14 protein-coding genes are annotated in these 16,926 nt (G+C 62.8%); 3 read left to right on the top strand and 11 right to left on the bottom strand.

Annotated elements, in window-relative coordinates; all coding sequences use genetic code 11:
- Positions 1-19 precede the first annotated feature (19 nt).
- A complete protein-coding gene (locus PJK54_RS11360; RefSeq protein ID WP_271302876.1) occupies positions 20-1,639 on the top strand; it encodes a sigma-54 interaction domain-containing protein in 1,620 nt (539 codons plus the stop codon).
- Here the strand turns inward: PJK54_RS11360 and PJK54_RS11355 are convergent.
- From PJK54_RS11355 to PJK54_RS11345, 3 genes are all read right to left on the bottom strand, one after another.
- Positions 1,623-2,849: a GGDEF domain-containing protein gene (locus PJK54_RS11355; RefSeq protein ID WP_176494118.1), complete on the bottom strand. Its 1,227-nt coding sequence runs from the start codon at positions 2,847-2,849 to the stop codon at positions 1,623-1,625. The genes PJK54_RS11360 and PJK54_RS11355 overlap by 17 nt on opposite strands.
- Positions 2,850-3,090: 241 nt before the next feature.
- On the bottom strand, positions 3,091-4,602 hold the full coding sequence (locus PJK54_RS11350; RefSeq protein ID WP_077371197.1) for a sodium:solute symporter family protein: 1,512 nt from the start codon (positions 4,600-4,602) through the stop codon (positions 3,091-3,093).
- Complete coding sequence (locus PJK54_RS11345) at positions 4,595-4,930, bottom strand: hypothetical protein (protein ID WP_271302875.1); 336 nt, start codon at positions 4,928-4,930, stop codon at positions 4,595-4,597. The genes PJK54_RS11350 and PJK54_RS11345 overlap by 8 nt, the downstream gene beginning before the upstream one ends.
- A gap of 401 nt (positions 4,931-5,331) precedes the next feature.
- On the opposite strand from PJK54_RS11345, the gene PJK54_RS11340 reads away from it, so the two are divergent.
- Positions 5,332-6,276, top strand: a complete 945-nt coding sequence (locus tag PJK54_RS11340; protein WP_271302874.1) for a hypothetical protein — start codon at positions 5,332-5,334, stop codon at positions 6,274-6,276.
- Between the two features lie 94 nt (positions 6,277-6,370).
- Here PJK54_RS11340 and PJK54_RS11335 read toward each other — a convergent pair whose 3' ends face one another.
- From PJK54_RS11335 to ltnD, 6 genes are all read right to left on the bottom strand, one after another.
- A complete protein-coding gene (locus PJK54_RS11335) occupies positions 6,371-7,747 on the bottom strand; it encodes a GntP family permease (RefSeq protein WP_136939259.1) in 1,377 nt (458 codons plus the stop codon).
- Between the two features lie 155 nt (positions 7,748-7,902).
- Complete coding sequence (gene denD, locus PJK54_RS11330) at positions 7,903-8,898, bottom strand: D-erythronate dehydrogenase (RefSeq protein ID WP_271302873.1); 996 nt, start codon at positions 8,896-8,898, stop codon at positions 7,903-7,905.
- A 100-nt stretch (positions 8,899-8,998) separates the two neighbouring features.
- Positions 8,999-9,811, bottom strand: a complete 813-nt coding sequence (otnI, locus tag PJK54_RS11325; RefSeq protein ID WP_271302872.1) for a 2-oxo-tetronate isomerase — start codon at positions 9,809-9,811, stop codon at positions 8,999-9,001.
- Positions 9,812-9,849: 38 nt separating this feature from the next.
- Positions 9,850-10,503, bottom strand: coding sequence for a 3-oxo-tetronate 4-phosphate decarboxylase (otnC, locus tag PJK54_RS11320; protein WP_077371185.1), 654 nt, complete (start codon positions 10,501-10,503; stop codon positions 9,850-9,852).
- Entirely contained in the window at positions 10,500-11,852 is a 1,353-nt protein-coding gene (otnK, locus tag PJK54_RS11315) for a 3-oxo-tetronate kinase (RefSeq protein ID WP_271302871.1), read from the bottom strand. The genes otnC and otnK overlap by 4 nt, the downstream gene beginning before the upstream one ends.
- A complete protein-coding gene (gene ltnD, locus PJK54_RS11310; RefSeq protein ID WP_271302870.1) occupies positions 11,852-12,790 on the bottom strand; it encodes an L-threonate dehydrogenase in 939 nt (312 codons plus the stop codon). Before ltnD ends, otnK begins: the two co-directional genes overlap by 1 nt.
- Positions 12,791-12,998: 208 nt before the next feature.
- On the opposite strand from ltnD, the gene PJK54_RS11305 reads away from it, so the two are divergent.
- Entirely contained in the window at positions 12,999-13,991 is a 993-nt protein-coding gene (locus PJK54_RS11305) for a LacI family DNA-binding transcriptional regulator (protein ID WP_271302869.1), read from the top strand.
- A 23-nt stretch (positions 13,992-14,014) separates the two neighbouring features.
- Here PJK54_RS11305 and PJK54_RS11300 read toward each other — a convergent pair whose 3' ends face one another.
- Positions 14,015-15,730, bottom strand: a complete 1,716-nt coding sequence (locus PJK54_RS11300; RefSeq protein WP_271302868.1) for a sodium:solute symporter family transporter — start codon at positions 15,728-15,730, stop codon at positions 14,015-14,017.
- A gap of 184 nt (positions 15,731-15,914) precedes the next feature.
- Positions 15,915-16,607 (bottom strand): oligogalacturonate-specific porin KdgM family protein, encoded by a 693-nt coding sequence (locus PJK54_RS11295; RefSeq protein ID WP_167592992.1) that lies wholly within the window; start codon positions 16,605-16,607, stop codon positions 15,915-15,917.
- Between the last annotated feature and the right edge of the window lie 319 nt (positions 16,608-16,926).

The raw sequence follows: 16,926 nt of genomic DNA, 5'->3' as shown, positions 1-16,926 counted from the left end.
TCTGTCAGGGGAACCCTCAATGCAGAACGTGGAACAGGATCTCAAGCTGGAAGCGGCGCTGGCACTGCTGGAACGTCAGTCACTGGAGGCCGTCGAGGTCATCGACACCCGCGGCGAGGTGATCGGCGTCTTGACGCGCCAGGAAGTGGAATCCGCCGCCGAGCGCAAGGAACGCCTCGCCCGGTCGAATCAGCGCACCCTCGCCGCCGGGCCGGACGGCCCATCGGACACCGCCACGAACCTGCTGGCCGAGGTTCCGGTGCAGCGAGTGCTGGATGCCTTGCACGACGGGGTCTACATCACCGACGCCCTCGGGGTGACCGTGGCCATCAACCAGGCCTATGAGCGCATCACGGGGCTCAAGCGCAGTGATGTGCTGGGCCGGCACATGCAGGAACTGGTGCGCAGAGGCTATATCTCCAAGTCGGTCTCTCTGGAGGTCATCCGGGACGGCAAGCCCGTCACTCTGGTCCAGAGCCTGCACGATGGCCGCAAGATCCTGGTCAGCGGCCTGCCCATGCACGCGCGGGATGGCGCCTTGAGTCACGTCGTCACCAGCGTGCGTGATATCACCGAGCTGCTGCGCGCCAAGCATGCCCAGGAGCAGCTTCGCCAGCTGCACTCCCTGCACGAGACCTACAGCGTCAACGCCGGTACCGACGAGCAGGCACTGGAACTCGTCACCAGCGAGGCCACGGCCGCTTGCTTCGCGCTGGCAGAACGCGTGGCCGCCACCGACGTGAAGGTCCTGATCCAGGGCGAGACGGGCACGGGCAAGACATTGCTGGCCCGCTATCTTCACGAGCACAGCGAACGCTCTGCCGGCGTGTTTCTGGAACTCAACTGTGCCGCCCTGCCCGAAGGACTGCTGGAGGCGGAACTGTTCGGCTATGCGCCCGGGGCCTTCACCGGTGCCAATGCCCGGGGGAAACAGGGGCTGTTAGATGTGGCCAATGGTGGCACGCTGTTTCTCGACGAGATTGGCGACCTGCCACTCTCGCTGCAGGCCAAGCTGCTGAAGGTCGTCGAGGAGCAACGTTTCATGCCCGTGGGAGGGACCGAGCTCAGGCGGACCAACGTGCGCCTGCTGACCGCGTCACATCATGACCTGGCCGCTCGCGTGAGGGAGGGGCGCTTTCGCGAAGACCTCTATTATCGCCTCAGCGTCGTCCCCATCACGCTGCCCCCGCTTCGCGAGCGCCGTGGTGAGGTCATCCCGCTGCTACGCCACTATCTGGGTCACTTCTGCCAACGCCATGCCCGCGTTCGCCACTTCGATCCCGAGGTGCTGGAACTGCTGGCCTCGCATCAGTGGCCGGGCAACATCCGTGAGCTGATCAACCTGGTCGAGCGACTGGTCGTCACCACCGACCAGACGCTCATCACCACGGACATGCTGCCCGCCGAATGCCTGGGGCCAAGCGGTCTCGCGGCCCCCTCTGCCGCTGCGACGATACCTGCCGGAGTGCGCGAGAACCACGCCACACTCACGCAATGCACCCAGGCCCTGGAGCGGGAACTGATCCACCGGGCGCTCGAGCGACATGCCACGACGCGTGCTGCCGCTTCCTCGCTGGGCATCAATCAATCGACACTGGTCAAGAAGATGCAGAAGTACGCCATCAGGCGTCAGCGGTGACCGGGGTCTCGGGCAGCGAGCGAGGTGACAACACGCAGCGGTCCCTGCCTCTGGCCTTGGCGTGATAGAGCGCTTCATCCGCCTGATTCAGGATATTCTCGAAGTCGTAATCCTCCCCGCTGCCTGCGGCGGAGACCCCCACGCTGATGGTGACGATCCCCTGCTGCGGATTGCCCGCATGCGGTAGCGCCAGTCCGCTGACATGCTCGCGAATCTCCTCCGCTCGCGCCAGCGCCGCTTGCGGGGAGCAGGATGGCAGCAGCACCACGAACTCCTCCCCCCCGAAACGCGCCACGATGTCGACATCGGGGTGCACGCTTTCGAAGATGGCCGTCGCGATGCGCTTGAGGCAGACATCGCCTTTCACGTGACCGTAGTGATCGTTGTAGGCCTTGAACTGATCGACATCGATCATGGCGACGCCGTACTGGAGTCGACGATCGACCTGCTTGCCGATGAGGGAACTCACCAGGCTGTCGAAGTGGCGGCGGTTGTAGACTTCCGTCAGGGGGTCGATGGAGGCAAGTCGCCGGAACTCTTCATTCTTCTCCGTGAACTCCTCGACCCGCAACTGCTCGCGCAGCAGCAACAGGTAGGAAAGCCGCTCGGCCTTCTCGCTGCGCAGATTGGAGATGATGGAAAACAGCGTGATGGAGAAGAACACCATCAACGCCATGAACCCTGCCGATTCGTAGGGGGCAGGATGGGCGGTGACCAGGTACAGCATCACGCAGAAATGGAAGGCCGAGGAACACAGGGCGTACCAGAAACGCAGCTGGAACAGGACATTTCCCACCAGCACGATGAGCCCGAGCGCGAACAGATCCAGAAAGGAATGCGGTGACACTGACAACTGGATCAACAGGGCCGTGAAGATCATCGCGAAGCACACCAGAGCGGTCATCAGCATCTCGCGCAACACCGGCGACACACCGCGCTTGAGTAGGTAGATGCAGAACAACGCGATGGGCGTCATCACTCCGACCCGGATGATGATGGCTTCCAGCATGTGATCCGGCCGAAAGCGCCAGTCATTGATCAGAAACAGCAGGTAGATGCTGATCGCCACCGCCCCCATGCAGACAAGCTTGTGACTGCGCTCTGCGTGGATGTCCCGCTCGAACCGCGCCTCGATCTCGTCCGGGAAATCGATACCCAGCCCGCCGTTGCGGTGTATCTGCCTGTCCACCTGTACCATCAGATCATTCATCCACGCCCCCTCCCTTGAGGACAGTCAATCAATGATCACACTCTATACAAGGCGACACCGGTGAATAAGGCATGAGGGCCAAACGTGACAATCGTTCACGCTTGTCAAACGATTGTCCAAATATTCGAGACCACGGACATTGCCCCCACGCCCCGGCGGGTGGGACGAAGCGACGGGGACCCTCCCGTCTCGCTCGTCACCCGAGATTCTCCCCCTGCAGGCGACAATCGGCAGTGCGCCCTCAGCGATCGGCAGGCAATGAAAAGCGCCACGGCGCGGCAATCCGGAAGAAGCGCCGCGTGACGGCCTCGTCCACGGGACGCGTGATCAGCGAGACCAGCACGAAGACCGGCAGATTGAGCATCAGGCCCCAGAAACCGGCGTGAATCCCGAGCGGATGCGGCCAGACGATGGTCAACAGCACCGTGACGACAAAGCCGGCGCAGATGCCTGCAGACACACCGGCTGCCGAGGCACGCGGCCAGAAGAACATGCCGAGAAACGCCGGCAGCACCTGGGAGGCAAAGCCCAGCCCGATCAGCAGGATCATCACCAGATTGCCCGGTTCGATGATGGCCAGCGGCGCGATGATCAGAAACATCACCGGGAAGATCAGCCACCGTGCCCATTGGCCGGCGCGTGCATCACTGAGCTTGAACCCGGGCTGCAGCACATCCCGGCTCAGGCTCAGGGCTACCGAATGGATGAAGGGCTCGCTGGAGGACATCGAGGCAGCCAGCGTCCCCGCCCCCAGCAGCCCCACCAGCCAGACCGGCATGTTGGCCATCGCGTACTCCAGCACCACCGTATCGGCACGCTCAAGCTCGGGCAGGCTGAAGATGCCGATGAAGCCCACCACCACCAGCGGCAGGATCACCACGTAGTAGGTCGGCAGCCAGCTGGCGCTGCGGCGGATGGTCTGCGCGGAGGAGGCACTCATCCATTGCGTCCACACCGGTGGCATGAAGGACAGCATCGAGACGATGATCGAGGTGGTCCAGAAGCTGAAGCTCATATCGCCCCCCGCCCCCGGCAGGCGGAGATACTCGGGATGTGACCGCTCGAGGCGCTCGAACACTCCGCTGAAGCCCCACTCCCCAGTGGCCAGGTGCGCCGCCCACAGGCCGATGACCCATGCCACCACCACCATCAGCACGCCCTGGAAGACATTGGTACGCCCGATGGCGCGCTGACCACTGACGAACAGATACACGGCGATCGCCGCAAGCACCAGCAGCACGCCGGCCCACAGCGGGATACGCCCCCCGCTCATCACCAGCAGGATGTAGGCCGAGCCGATGGTCTGCAGCACCGCATAGGCCACCGAGGCGATCGACATCACCAGCGCCGAGAGCGCACCGAGTGCGGGGCTCTGATAGCGATCCGCGATCGCGCTTGCCTGGGTGACATGCCCGAACTGCTCACCGAACTTCCACACCTTGGGCCCGAAGTACCAAGCCACCAGCGCCAGATAGGCCAGATAGATCGCGACATAGAAGACCGGCACTCCCTTGCTGTAGGCCCAGCCCGGCGCGCCCATGAAGGTGTAGGCACTCACGCTGCCCGCCGCGATCAACAGATACAGTGTCATCGGCCCCATCGAGCGGCCGGCCACACCCCACTGCTCCAGCGAATCCATGCGTCGGCCGCCGCGCGCGCCCAACCCGATCAGCATCGCCAGCGCGATATAGCCCAGGGTCATCATCAGCGGCACGCTGCCCTGCCAGGACGTGAGAGTCAGTGACTCACTCATGTGACGCCCTCTCATCCTCGCGCGGTGCGCCATCCTCTTCATCCGGCAACAGACGATTGCCCAGCAGCATGGCCCCGCTGCAGGCGAAGATGATCAGGTAGCTCCAGAGGATCAACGACGGCATGCCCCACAGCGAGCTCTGCTGATTGACCCAGCCGATCACCGGCCAGATACCCAGCGCGATCAACAGCAGAAAGACCGCCAAGAGACTCCAGCCCCGCCAGCTGGCAGGTATGACGACGCATGGCAGGCGTGACGTGGAGGCAACCTCGCCGGTGTCCGGCGCGGAGGAAGGAGAGGAAGACGACGAGGTGTCAGGCGTAGCCAAGACAAGCTCCGATATGAACAGGGAGTGAATGAAAAATCTCGGCGCGCAGTGTAGCCGCTTGAAGCGCGGCTGGGGAGTTCCCATGAGGGTAAAAGGTCTGACCGCCGGGGATGTCAGTGGTCATGCTCTGACCTCTTCATCCGGTCAGAGTCAGGGCAGAGTCCGGTCATGCGGATGCGATGAGTCTCCACCAGCACTGAATGGAGGGCATCGGCTGGCTGTGGTAGCGTTCGCGCGATCTTTCATCAGACAAGACGCATTCAACCAGGGAGAATCGAGAGGTGCTTGATCCCCAGGCCTCCTGAGCAGAAATTCTGCCGAGAGCCACCTCTTGAGACGCCTCGCTCACTTGCAGCGCGCTGAGCGAGCTCTCCCTCATCTACCGACAAGGCATTGGTACCGTGACCCCCATCTTCGAAAAGGACATTCGATATTTCACTCGGCACGAACAGGAATATGTCGCCCCGATCCGCAGACGCAAGCTATATACCGCCTGGAGCCTGGCGCTGGTAGGCATCCTGCTGGTGGGTCTTTCATGCGTATTCCTGATGGCGCCATTGCTCTTCCCGGAGAAGGACAGCCTTCCCTGGCCTGCCGACCTGGTGGTGATCGTCATCGTGTGGGTGGGCCTGTTTCTCATGAGCCTGCCCTACCACGCCCGTCATGGCATGCCACCGACGGCAGGACGGATGACCGGGCAGCTTGAGGAAGTGACATCCTCGACCCCCACTACCCCTCCGGACTCGATCATCGAGGACAGATTTCAAAGACAGGGATGGAAACAGACACATGAAGGCATCAGCTATCACTCCAGCAACCCCAGAAAGATCACCACTCGCCACTACTATCTGGGCAATACCCGCCTGATCTTGCCGCCCGGGGCTGATGACATCGTCCGTCCAGCTCTCGGCGAGGAGATATCCGTCATTGGTGCCCATGTCCCTGACGGCGTATCGCCACCGTTTCGGACTCTCTTCCCGTTCTTGAGACTCGCGCGCCAGGGAAGCCCAGACCACGGCTACATGGTCGTGCTGCAATATGACGACAAGATCGACATCGATGGTGTCCTCGAGAAGTACGGCAAGCACTTCTTCTGGCGGCGCAGGATGAGGAAACCTCTGCTGGCTCTGGTCATGGTGCTTCTGCTCATACTGCCTTTCCTCTCTTCCCTCATCATCGCCCTCATCGATCACTTCTCCGAGGGGCTGGGTCCCTGGTTGACCTACCCCTGGTGGGCCGCATGTCTCTGCCTGGTGCTGTCCTTCCCGGTGATCTATCTCAAGACCCGAAAGGCGCTGATCGGCAAGAGCGACATGATCGATTATCAGGAGCAGCTCAAGGGCTGATGGATACACGGCTCAAGAACACGCAGCTCAACACAGCAACGCCGGACCTCGATGAGGCCCGGCGTTCTTGTTGCAGCAGACTGTCCTGACTGGCTCAACCGACGATGGCGTTGAGCATCAACAGCGTGATGATGGAAATGGCCCAGGCGAGTGTCGTCGGCAGGGTCAGCACCAGCATCTGATGCTTGGTGCTCTTGACGCCGAGCATGCGATTGACGACCCAGAAATAACTGTCATTGAAGTAGCTGAAGAACATCGCGCCGATACAGGCGGCCTGCGCGGCCAGCACCATGTTGACGTCCGGCATGCCCATCAGGATAGGCGCGGAGATCGAGGCTGCGGTAATCATCGACACCGTGCCGCTCCCCTGGATGAAGCGCACCAGCGTTGCGATGATGAACGGGATCAACAGCGGCTGAAGCCCCAGTGCCGCGACCTGCATGGCGATGTAATCGCCGCCGCCACTGGCACGCAGTACCGAGCCCAGTGCACCACCGGCACCGGTGACCAGCAGGATGATCCCCGCCGTCTCGACGCCCTTTTCCAGATGATCGAAGACTTCCTGCCTGGGGGTCTTCGGCATCAGGCCATAGATGGCGACCAGCACCCCGATGCCCACGGCGATTACCGGGTTGCCGATGAAGGCGATGGTACTGGTGAGCGCATTGCTGGTATCGCCCATCACGGCACTGACCAGCGTATTGAGGAAGATCAGCGCGATGGGCAGGCCGATCGGCATGCAGGACATCAGCAGGGACGGCAGCTCCGATTCAGGCAGCATGCTGTCGGTGTCATGCTTGACGCTACCTTCGAAACCACCCGGCTGGGCCTCCAGCATCGCCTCGATGCGCGGGCCCATGATACGGGCATAGATGACCAGTGCGATCAGCGCAGGAGCGGTGATCACCAGGCCCCAGCCGATCATCAGACCGATGTCGACACCGAAGATACCCGCCACGCCCAGCGGACCCGGGGTCGGTGGCACGCTAGAGTGGGTGATGATCAGGCCAGCCGCCAGCGCGATGCCCAGACCGATCACCGAACGTCCGCTGTTGCGCGCCAGTGAACGCACCAGCGGGTTGAGGATGACGTAGGCCGAATCACAGAATATCGGGATGGAGACGATGTAGCCCGTCAGCGCCATCGCGGCCTCTTCCTTGTTCTTGCCCAGCAGATTGAGGATGGCATAGGCCATGCGCTGTCCGGCACCGGTCACCTCCAGCACACGCCCCATCATCACGCCGAAGCCGATCACGAGACCGATGGTGGAAAGCGTCTTGCCAAAGCCGGTGGTGATGGCACTGATGACCTCATTGGGCGGCATGCCACCGATCAACCCCGCCAGAGAGGCGGCGATGATCAAGGCCAGCAAGGCATGCACACGGGTCTTCAATACCAGATAGATCATGACGAAGATGGCGATACCCAGGCCGATGATGACCTGTGGCCCCGCGACGGCGGCGTCTGTCATGGGTGATGCTCCTGTCGATTGTTATTGTGTGGCGTGCGGTGTCGGCGCTGCCGGCTGGCATGTCACCGATCGTTGTTATTGACGTACGGGTGTGACGAGCAGGTCTGGCAAAGGTGTCTGGCGAGCTCGTTCTGGATGAGATGCCCGAACGCTGGCTAGGCGATGGCACTCTCGTCACGGTAGGCATTGAGAATCTCGTGCAGGTCGGCATCGCCAACGAAGCCCAGAGAACGTGCCTTGCGGGTGTCAAAGCGCGCCGGCCAACTGCCGACGATGGCGGTGATCCGCGGGTCAGGCTCATGCTTGACGAGGGCCAGCGCCTGCTCGCCGGCGATGTCTGCCAGCGCCTTGAGCATCTCGGTGACGCTGACGGTGATGCCCGGCAGCATGAAGCAGCGCGAGAGGCCGAAATCAGCCGCCGGCACTTCCGCACCCTGGATCAGGGCCGCGACCACGCGACGCGGCGACATCACGAACATCTCAAGCTCGGTCGGTACCGGGCAGATGGCGGTTTCGCCATTGAGCGGTTCGCGCAGGATTGAGGAGGCGAAGCTCGAGGCCGCCGCGTTGGGGCGCCCCGGGCGCACGATGATGGTGGGCAGGCGCAGCACGCAGCCATCCACCAGACCGCGACGGCTGTAATCATTGATCAGCAGCTCCGACATCGCCTTCTGGGTGCCGTAGGAGTTCTGCGGCACCAGGGCAGTCATGTCGCTCAGCGTCTCGGGGAGATCACCGCCATAGGCGGCGACCGAACTGGCCATCACCAGTCGGGTATCGCTCAACCCGCGTGCAGCGCAGCCTTCCAGCAGCAGGCGAGTCGCGTCGAAATTGACGCGCATGCCGAGTGCCAGGTCCGCCTCGGCCGCCGAGCTGACCACGGCTGCAAGGTGATAGATCACCGCAGGCTCGCCCGCCAGGCAGCGATCAAGCACCTCGGCGTCGGCGATATCATCGGCGATGATCTCGACATCCAGCGAGGTGGCCGGTTCGGCTGCCAGACATGACGCCGCCTCGGGACGTGGCGCCTCGATCTGATCCAGCAGGGTCAGGCGTGACAATGGCTGGCCGTTCAGGCTGCCCTTGTCGATCAGGGCCTCGGTCAGGCGCTGACCGAGGAATCCGGCGGCGCCGGTAATCATGACGTGCATCGTGTGGACTCCTTGCCAGCCGTCGGCATGACGGCCCATGGCGTGTTGTCGTTGTTATGGTTGTTGGCGTTATCGGCGTTGTTGCTGGCTTGTCTGATGATCAGGCGGTGCCGGACAGGCCGTCGTTGAGCCCGAAAGCCTGTCCCCACCCCAGGCCTGCGCGCGTCTCACCGCGTGGACGATATTCACAGCCGATCCAGCCGTCGTAGCCCAGGCTCTCCAGTCGGGCGAACAGCGCCGGATAATGCACCTCCCCCACATCCGGCTCGTGACGGTCCGGCACGCCGGCGATCTGCACATGGCCCATGTGTGCGAACTGCGCTTCCAGATTGCGGATCAGGTCGCCCTCGACGATCTGGCAGTGGTAGAGATCGAACTGCACCTTGAGGTTGGCGGCGCCGACCCGGGCGAGAATCTCGCGTGCCTGCGCCTGGCCACTCAGATAGAAGCCGGGCATGTCGCGCGGGTTGATCGGTTCGATCAGCAGTGTCTTGCCGACCTTCTCAAGCTCGGCGGCGGCGTAACGCAGGTTGCTGAGGTAGGTCTCGGTGCAGCGCGCGCGCATGGCGTCATCCGCACCCTCCGGCACCAGCCCCGCCATGGCATGCACGCGGGGACAGTCGAGCGCTTCGGCATAGCGAATCGCCTCGGCCACCGAGGCCCGAAACTCCTCCTCGCGCCCCGGCAGACAGGTCAGGCCGCGCTCACCGGCCTCCCAGTCGCCCGGCGGCAGATTGAACAGCACCTGCGACAGCTGGTGTGCATCGAGCCTTGCGCGCAGTTCTTCCGGGGCATAGGCATAGGGGAAGAGATATTCGACCCCGCGAAAACCGCTGTCGGCCGCAGCCGCGAAGCGATCAAGAAAGTCATGCTCGGTGAACAGCATGCTGAGATTGGCGGCCAATCGGGTCATGTCAGATCCTTGGATGTCACAGACGAAGAGGTCATCACTCAGGGGCGGCCGAATTTGGCTTCGAGTTCCGCCACCTGTTCCGGGGTCATCCCACGCGGGTTCTTGCCTTGCAGCAGCAGGAACAGCTTGGCGGTTTCCTCAAGCTCTTCCGTGGCATAGACCGCCGCTTCCAGGGTCTTGCCGGCCACCACCGGGCCATGATTGGCCAGCAGCACGGCACAATGCTTGCCGGCCAGGCCACGCACGGCATCGCCCAGCGCGGGGTCGCCCGGCATGTAGTAAGGCACCAGCGGCAGCTTGCCGACCCGCATCACGTAATAGGCCGTCAGCGGCGGAATGCACTCGCAAGGGTTGACGTCTGGCAGACAAGACACCGCCACCGAGTGGGTCGAATGCAGGTGAACGATGGCACCCGACTGCGGGCGCTCGTCATACATGGCGCGATGCAGGAAGTGCTCCTTGGTCGGCGCGTCGCCATCGATCAACACGCCCTGGGCATCCAGGCGTGAGATGCGCGCCGGGTCCAGGCGCCCCAGACAGGCATTGGTCGGGGTCATCAACCAGCCACCATCGTCCAGCCGCTGGCTGATGTTGCCACTGGAGCCCATGGTCAAGCCGCGGTCGAACAGTGACTTGCCGTAGGTGGCGATCTGCTCGCGCAACACGTTGATGTCGTGCCGTGACTGACTCATGCGGTCTCCTCGCGGGGATTCATGGCATCGAGGACATCGAATGCCCGAGTAAAGAAGTCTTCGCCGCCGAAGTTGCCGGACTTGAGGGTCAGCGAGAGCATCGCCTCCGGCCGCGAGGGGCCGGCGGCCGGGTGCGGTGCCTGTGTCCAGGGCACGCCGGGGTCGATCTGACCGCCGATGCGCAGCTCACGGATGTCGAGTGCCGAGACCACCGCGCCGGAGGTTTCTCCCCCCGCCACCAGCAGGCGCCCGACCCCTTCGCTCACCAGCGTGCTGGCCAGACTGGCCAGGGCGCACTCGATGAGTTCGCCGGCCTGCTTGACGCCCAGTGACGCCTGCGCCGCCTTGACGCTTTCCGGCTCGGCAGAGGCGTAGATCAGAAATGGCCTGGGGTCCGCCACCGCCAGTTGCTCACGGGCGAAGTCGAGTGCCGCCTCGAAGTGGGCATCGCTCGCGTTGAGCTTGACGGGGTCCAGCGCGAAGGCAGCATGCTGCTGGGTAAAGTGCGCCACCTGCTTGAGCGTCATGCGCGAGCAACTGCCGGACAGCACCATCGCGGCGCCCTGCGCCGGAGCCAAGACCGCCGCATCATCAATCTGCGCAAGCCAGCCCTTGCGGCGGTACTGGGCAGGCAAGGCCTGCGCGAGGCCAGAGCCACCGGTGACCAGCGCGTGCTCCACCAGCGCCTCGGCCAATACCTCGAGATCACGCTCGTCGAGACTGTCGCAGACCACATGACGCGCTCCTTGCGCCTTCAGCGTGGCAAGTCGCTCACCAGCGGCCTGCGCTCCCTCACTCAACGTGGCGTGGTTGAGCAGCCCCACACCATGGGGCGTCTGGCGTGACAGCACGCGCACGATGTCGGCATCGGTCATCGGGTTGAGGGGGTGATGCTGCATGCCGCTGTCATTGAGCAGACGGTCACCCACGAACAGATGCCCCTGATAGACACTGCGCCCGTTGATCGGGAACGCCGGCACGAAGGCGGTCTGTGTGCTGTCCAGCGCCTCCAGCAGCGCATCGGCGACCGGGCCGATATTGCCCTCCGGCGTGGAATCGAATGTCGAGCAGTACTTGAAGAACAGCTGGCGCGCGCCCTGGGCTTTCAGCCATTCAAGCGCCGCCAGCGATTCACTGATCGCCTGATCCACCGGGCAGCTCCGCGACTTGAGCGCGACCACCACGGCATCTACCTCAGTCAGATCCAACCCGTTCGCCTCCCCTTCCTGCAGCGCGTCCTGGGGGACCCCGATCACCTGCACGGTGCGCATGCCGGCCCGTACCAGGTTGTTGGCAAGATCCGTCGCGCCGGTGAAGTCATCGGCGATTCCGCCCAGTACGATCGGCATCACTGCGCTCCTTCATCATTGGCGGCCGGCAGGCTGAAGCTGCCGAGACGCTGATAGACCTTGATGACCGCCGAGTCATCCTCGCGCCCGAAGCCTGCACCACTGGCGGCGGTGAACTGCTGCAATGCGCTGCCGGCCACCGGCATGGCAAGCTTCAGCTCGCGCCCGGTGCTGTGCACGATGTTCAGGTCCTTGACGAAGATGTCGACGGCCGACAGCGGCGTGTAATCGCCCTTGAGGATGTGCGGCACGCGATTCTCGAACATCCAGGAATTGCCCGCGGAATGGGTGATGACGTCATACAGGGTGTCGGGGTCGATCCCCATGCTCATGCCCAGCGCCATGGCTTCGGCCGCCGCCGCGATGTGCACGCCGGCGAGATGCTGGTTGACCAGCTTGACGCTCGAGCCCGGGCCGGCGCCGTCGCCCAGCCGATAGACATTGGCCGCCATCGCCGCCAGCACGCGTTCCGCCCTGACGTAAGCCGCTTCACTGCCGGAGGACATCACGGACAGCTCACCGCTGCGTGCCTTGACGGCACCGCCGCTGATCGGGGCGTCGAGCAGCTCCAGCTGCATGCCGTTCAGGCGGGTTTCCAGTTCACGCGCGAAGCTCGGAGCCACGGTGGCGCACTGGATCACCAGGCTACCCGGTGCGAGTCGCTCGGCCAGCCCCCTCTCGCCCTGGGCCCCGAACAGCACCTGCTCGACCTGATCGGCATTCACCACCACCAGCACCACCACCTGACACTCGGCTGCCAGTTCCAGCGGTGAGGCCACCGTGCGCCCCCCTGCCGCTTCGAAGGCCTGACAGGCACCAGGCGAGATATCACAGCCGATCACGTCCAGGCCTGTTTCCAGCATGGCGCGCGCACTGCCCATTCCCATCGCGCCGAGGCCGACAAGGCCAATCACTGGTGAAGTCGTTACTGCTGTCATCTGGCGTCTCCCGCTGAACCTGTTCCGAGTGACGATCAAGGCGGCCTCTTTCAGCGACATCGATCTGCACTTCCATGAATGTTAGCGCTACCATGTTAGCGCTAACATCATTAATAGATTAGGCTCCAAGCCACGACAAGCGGCAGATGAGAAAACGCGACAAATGTCTAATCAATCAGAATCATCCCGACGCAGCCGCAGGGGGGCCATGCAGCCGACCCTGAATGATGTGGCCCGGGAAGCCGGTGTCTCGTCGATCACCGTCTCGCGCTACTTCAACAGTCCCGACAGCGTGCGCGAGGCGACACGCCTCAAGGTCGAGGCGGCCATCGAGAAGGTCGGGTACGTGCGCAACCTGATTGCCGGCAGCCTGGCCTCGGCCACCAGTCGCGTGATTCCTGTCATCGTGCCCTCGCTGTCCAACGTGGTGTTCATCGACGTGATCAAGGGGCTCCAGGAGGAATTCGAGGCGCACGGTTATCAGCTGCTGCTGGGCAAGACGGATTACGATCTGGCTCGCGAAACCCAGCTGATCCGAACCTTTCTGGGCTGGTCGGCCGCGGGCCTGGTGGTGACGGGACTGCGCCATGACGAGGCGACACGCCAGATACTGGAGAACTGGAATCAGCCGATCGTGGAGATCATGGAGCTGGGGGAAGGGTTGGATCTGAACGTGGGGATGGATCATGTCGCCGCCGGGCGCGCCATGACCGAGCACCTGCTGGCATGCGGGTATCGCACGATCCACTTCGCCGGTGCCGAGCTCGATCGCGACTATCGTGCAGCGATGCGCTACGCCGGGCACCGTGAGGCGCTGGCCGCCGCCGGCATCGAGGAGGCTCCCCTGCTCGACCTGCCCGTGCGTCAGCAGATGACCAGCGGTGCGCAGGCGCTGGAGCGCATCCGCGAGAGCCACCCTGACTGCGACGCCATCCACTTCGCCAACGATGACATGGCCTGTGGCGCGATTCTCGCCGCCGCGCGGCTCGGCGTGAGCATCCCGGACGACATCGCCATCGCCGGCTTCAATGGGCTGCCCATCGGTGAGCACGTCACCCCGCGCCTCACCACCATCGTCTCACCGCGAGAGCAGATAGGCCGTGTGGCCGCACGCAAGTTGCTGGCACGCATCCAAGGCGAGCCCGTGGGTGAGCTGAATCACGACCTGGGATTCACGCTGCGGGTCGGCGACAGTACCTGAACACCCCCTGAGCACACACAAGCTCAGCGCATCACCCACGCCATCATCAGCTGGCCCAGCGCGAGACACACGAAGACACTCAGGCCCGCCAGCGTGGAGGAGAAGCTGGCCAGCGCCACGGACAGCAGTGCCGCGACGCACAGCAGACGCGACGGCAGGCTGATTCGACGACGGGATACGCTTTCTGGAGGCGGAGGACTGACGGGACGCTTGAGGTTGGCGAAGAACTGCGCCAGTCGACGCCTGCGTCTGAACGAGCGCCGTGGTGCATGGACATGCCGGGCCAGACACAGGAAGCCGACGACAGTGACGATCTGGATGACCAGCGATATCGCCAGCTTGATGTCGACCAGCTGGGATTCCGGAAAGCCCGAGAGCCAGGGCAGACGCTGCAGTGTCGGCATGTCGAGCCAGAGATAGCTGCCAAGCGTGACCGTGATCCCCACCAGCACACTGCCCCACCCGGCCCAGTCAGGCGCCCCCGTTCTGAAGAGCACCATCAGAGCCGGGAGTGCCAGCGGCATCTGCAGCAGCACACCGAACATGATCATGATGTCGAACAGGCTCACCAGCTCAATGCGACTCAGGACGATGACGAACAGGACGACGATGACGCCCTGCACGACACCGAACATCCGTCCCAGACTCACCAGTCGCGTTGCCATGCCGGAGGTCTGCTCGAGCAGTGGCATCACGAGTCGCATCATCACGCCGGCATCACGATTGAAGGCCGTGGTGATGGGCGCGATGGTGACCGCCAGCATGGCGGAGATCACCAGTCCCAGTACACCGGACGGCAGGTAATGGATGATGAAATGCACATAGGCCACGTTGGCCGCGTCATTGCCGAGCGCGGGATAACGTGCCGCCAGGTCGATGCCCGCCGACCCCAGCAACCACGGCGGCAGGAACCAGGTCACGGGCCCGATCACGAACAGCACCGACGCCAGGCCTGCCGCCTTGCGCGCTTCGCCGTCATCTGCCGTGGTCAGAAAGCGATAACTGGAAGTGGCATTGTTGATGCTGATGCACTGCTTGACCAGCATGGCCAGTGACCAGATACCCATGATGAGCAGGCTGTTGTGTGAACTGCCAATCCAGAAATCCCGGTTCGACTCAGGGAAGCTCAGCGATCCGTTCCACATCAGCGTGAGGCAGAAGCCACCGATGACAAGCGTGAGAATCGCCAGCTGCATCATCTGGATGAAGTTGTTGGCCGAGACGATCCACACGCCGCCCACCAGGGTAATGGCGATGATGAGGCTGCCGATCAGCACGGCGATGCTCACCACCGGAAAGCCGAAGACCGCGCTCAGGAAAAGCGAGACGCCGTAGAGGCCGATGGAGGCGGTCATCAGCGTAAGGAAGATCTGACTGATGACATACACGAGTTGCGTCGTCTTGCCGTAACGCAGCTCCAGGATGTCGGAATAGGTGCTGACCCTCAGCCGGCGGAAACGCGGCGCGAAATACAGCGCCGCCAGCAGAAAGCCCAGCGCATTGCCCCAGAAGATCACCAGCACGGCAAAGCCATCCTCGTAGGCCTTCTGGGCGGCCCCGGTGAAGGTCCAGGCGGAGAACTGCGTCATGAACGCCGTACTCCCCGCCATCCACCAGGGCACGTTGCCGCTCCCCCGGATGAAGCTGTCCGGGGTCTGGCTGCGACGTCGATAGACCAGGATCGTCAGCACGATCAGGATGATGGAGAAGAACAGTGCGACTCTATCCAGCTGTGTCATGTGGCTCCCTGCCGATCATTCCCGTGCCGACGCTCACGATAGCGCCCTCGAGGTGTGACTCACGCGCGCTCATGCTCACGATCTTGCTCATGGGGCTGGCCTCGAGGGCTCACCCCGTAGTCGGGGCGAACTATCGACAACTGCCACGCACGTCATGTCGCATGTACCGCGTGGCATCTCTGGATCAGTAATAATATTTCAAGCCGACACGTGTCTTGAGCTGACGCGTATCGGAACTGGAACTGGAACTGACATCCGCGAATTCCAGATACGGGAACCATGACCCCATGCGACGCCCCGCACTCAGAATATAATCGTAGTTCTCGCGGGTATTGTTGTAGATGTCCTTGTCTTCGTTGCGATAATAGTTGGCCTCCAGCCAGTATTTATTCTTGCCGTGGTTGTAGGACATGGTGAAGGTGATCTTGTTCTGTTCATAATCATCATTGGAATCTTCACTGTAGTTGGAGTATTCCCGACGATAGCGCAGCGCCGTGGTCAAGGGGATACTGCTGGCCTTGTAGCCGACACGCAGCTGCGGCTTGATCGTGTACTTGCCGTCCCCGAACGCGATGGGCATGCCGGGTTGGATATACCAGTTATCGTCCAGCTTGAACTTGAAGCCCCAATCGATCTCACTGTCACCGCGCTCCAGATTCCCCATCGCGGGTTGTGAGCCATCTTCACGCTTCTCGGACGCAAACTTGGATTCCAGCCCGTAATAGAAGTTGTCGATGGAATCGCTCACCTTGACTCGGGTGGCATGTTGCTTGGCGTGATGCTTGTATTCATGACGAATATCCAGTGTCACGGCCTGGGCGCTGGTAGTGAACACCAGTGCGGCAATCGAAAGGGAGATCTTGTTGTAGTGTTTCATGGCGTACCTCATTGTTTTTATGGGGAGTCAGTCAATTGACTTGCAGGCAACCTGCGTCCTGTCGCGTGCCCGGCATTGGCTAGCGCGTGGGTTGCCTTGTGTTGGCATCGGCGTACTGGATCGATCCAGACGCCAGATGCAGGCCGCAGAATCCCCTGCCGATGGCGCAAAGGCGCATCGACTCTCCTGCTGATGTGGTCATTGGCGTTGACCGAGTCAGGAGGGGGGATTCGGGTTCGGGGTATCAGAGGTTTACGGAGCGAGTGGCGCGCACGAATGGCGAGCCAAGTGAGCGACGAGGCACCAGGTGCCAGCGCCG

It is taken from the genome of Cobetia sp. MMG027, from assembly GCF_027947415.1.
Lineage (GTDB): Bacteria > Pseudomonadota > Gammaproteobacteria > Pseudomonadales > Halomonadaceae > Cobetia > Cobetia marina.
This window is presented reverse-complemented; position numbering and strand designations above follow the sequence as displayed.

Excerpts from the sequence above, each read along its gene's own strand:
- PJK54_RS11335 (WP_136939259.1), bottom strand. The coding sequence starts at position 7,747 with ATGACAGACGCCGCCGTCGCGGGGCCACAGGTCATCATCGGCCTGGGT.
- denD (WP_271302873.1), bottom strand. The coding sequence starts at position 8,898 with ATGCACGTCATGATTACCGGCGCCGCCGGATTCCTCGGTCAGCGCCTG.
- PJK54_RS11305 (WP_271302869.1), top strand. The coding sequence starts at position 12,999 with ATGCAGCCGACCCTGAATGATGTGGCCCGGGAAGCCGGTGTCTCGTCG.
- PJK54_RS11355 (WP_176494118.1), bottom strand. The coding sequence starts at position 2,849 with ATGAATGATCTGATGGTACAGGTGGACAGGCAGATACACCGCAACGGC.
- PJK54_RS11295 (WP_167592992.1), bottom strand. The coding sequence starts at position 16,607 with ATGAAACACTACAACAAGATCTCCCTTTCGATTGCCGCACTGGTGTTC.
- otnI (WP_271302872.1), bottom strand. The coding sequence starts at position 9,811 with ATGACCCGATTGGCCGCCAATCTCAGCATGCTGTTCACCGAGCATGAC.
- otnC (WP_077371185.1), bottom strand. The coding sequence starts at position 10,503 with ATGAGTCAGTCACGGCACGACATCAACGTGTTGCGCGAGCAGATCGCC.
- PJK54_RS11350 (WP_077371197.1), bottom strand. The coding sequence starts at position 4,602 with ATGAGTGAGTCACTGACTCTCACGTCCTGGCAGGGCAGCGTGCCGCTG.
- ltnD (WP_271302870.1), bottom strand. The coding sequence starts at position 12,790 with ATGACAGCAGTAACGACTTCACCAGTGATTGGCCTTGTCGGCCTCGGC.
- PJK54_RS11360 (WP_271302876.1), top strand. The coding sequence starts at position 20 with ATGCAGAACGTGGAACAGGATCTCAAGCTGGAAGCGGCGCTGGCACTG.
- otnK (WP_271302871.1), bottom strand. The coding sequence starts at position 11,852 with ATGCCGATCGTACTGGGCGGAATCGCCGATGACTTCACCGGCGCGACG.
- PJK54_RS11300 (WP_271302868.1), bottom strand. The coding sequence starts at position 15,730 with ATGACACAGCTGGATAGAGTCGCACTGTTCTTCTCCATCATCCTGATC.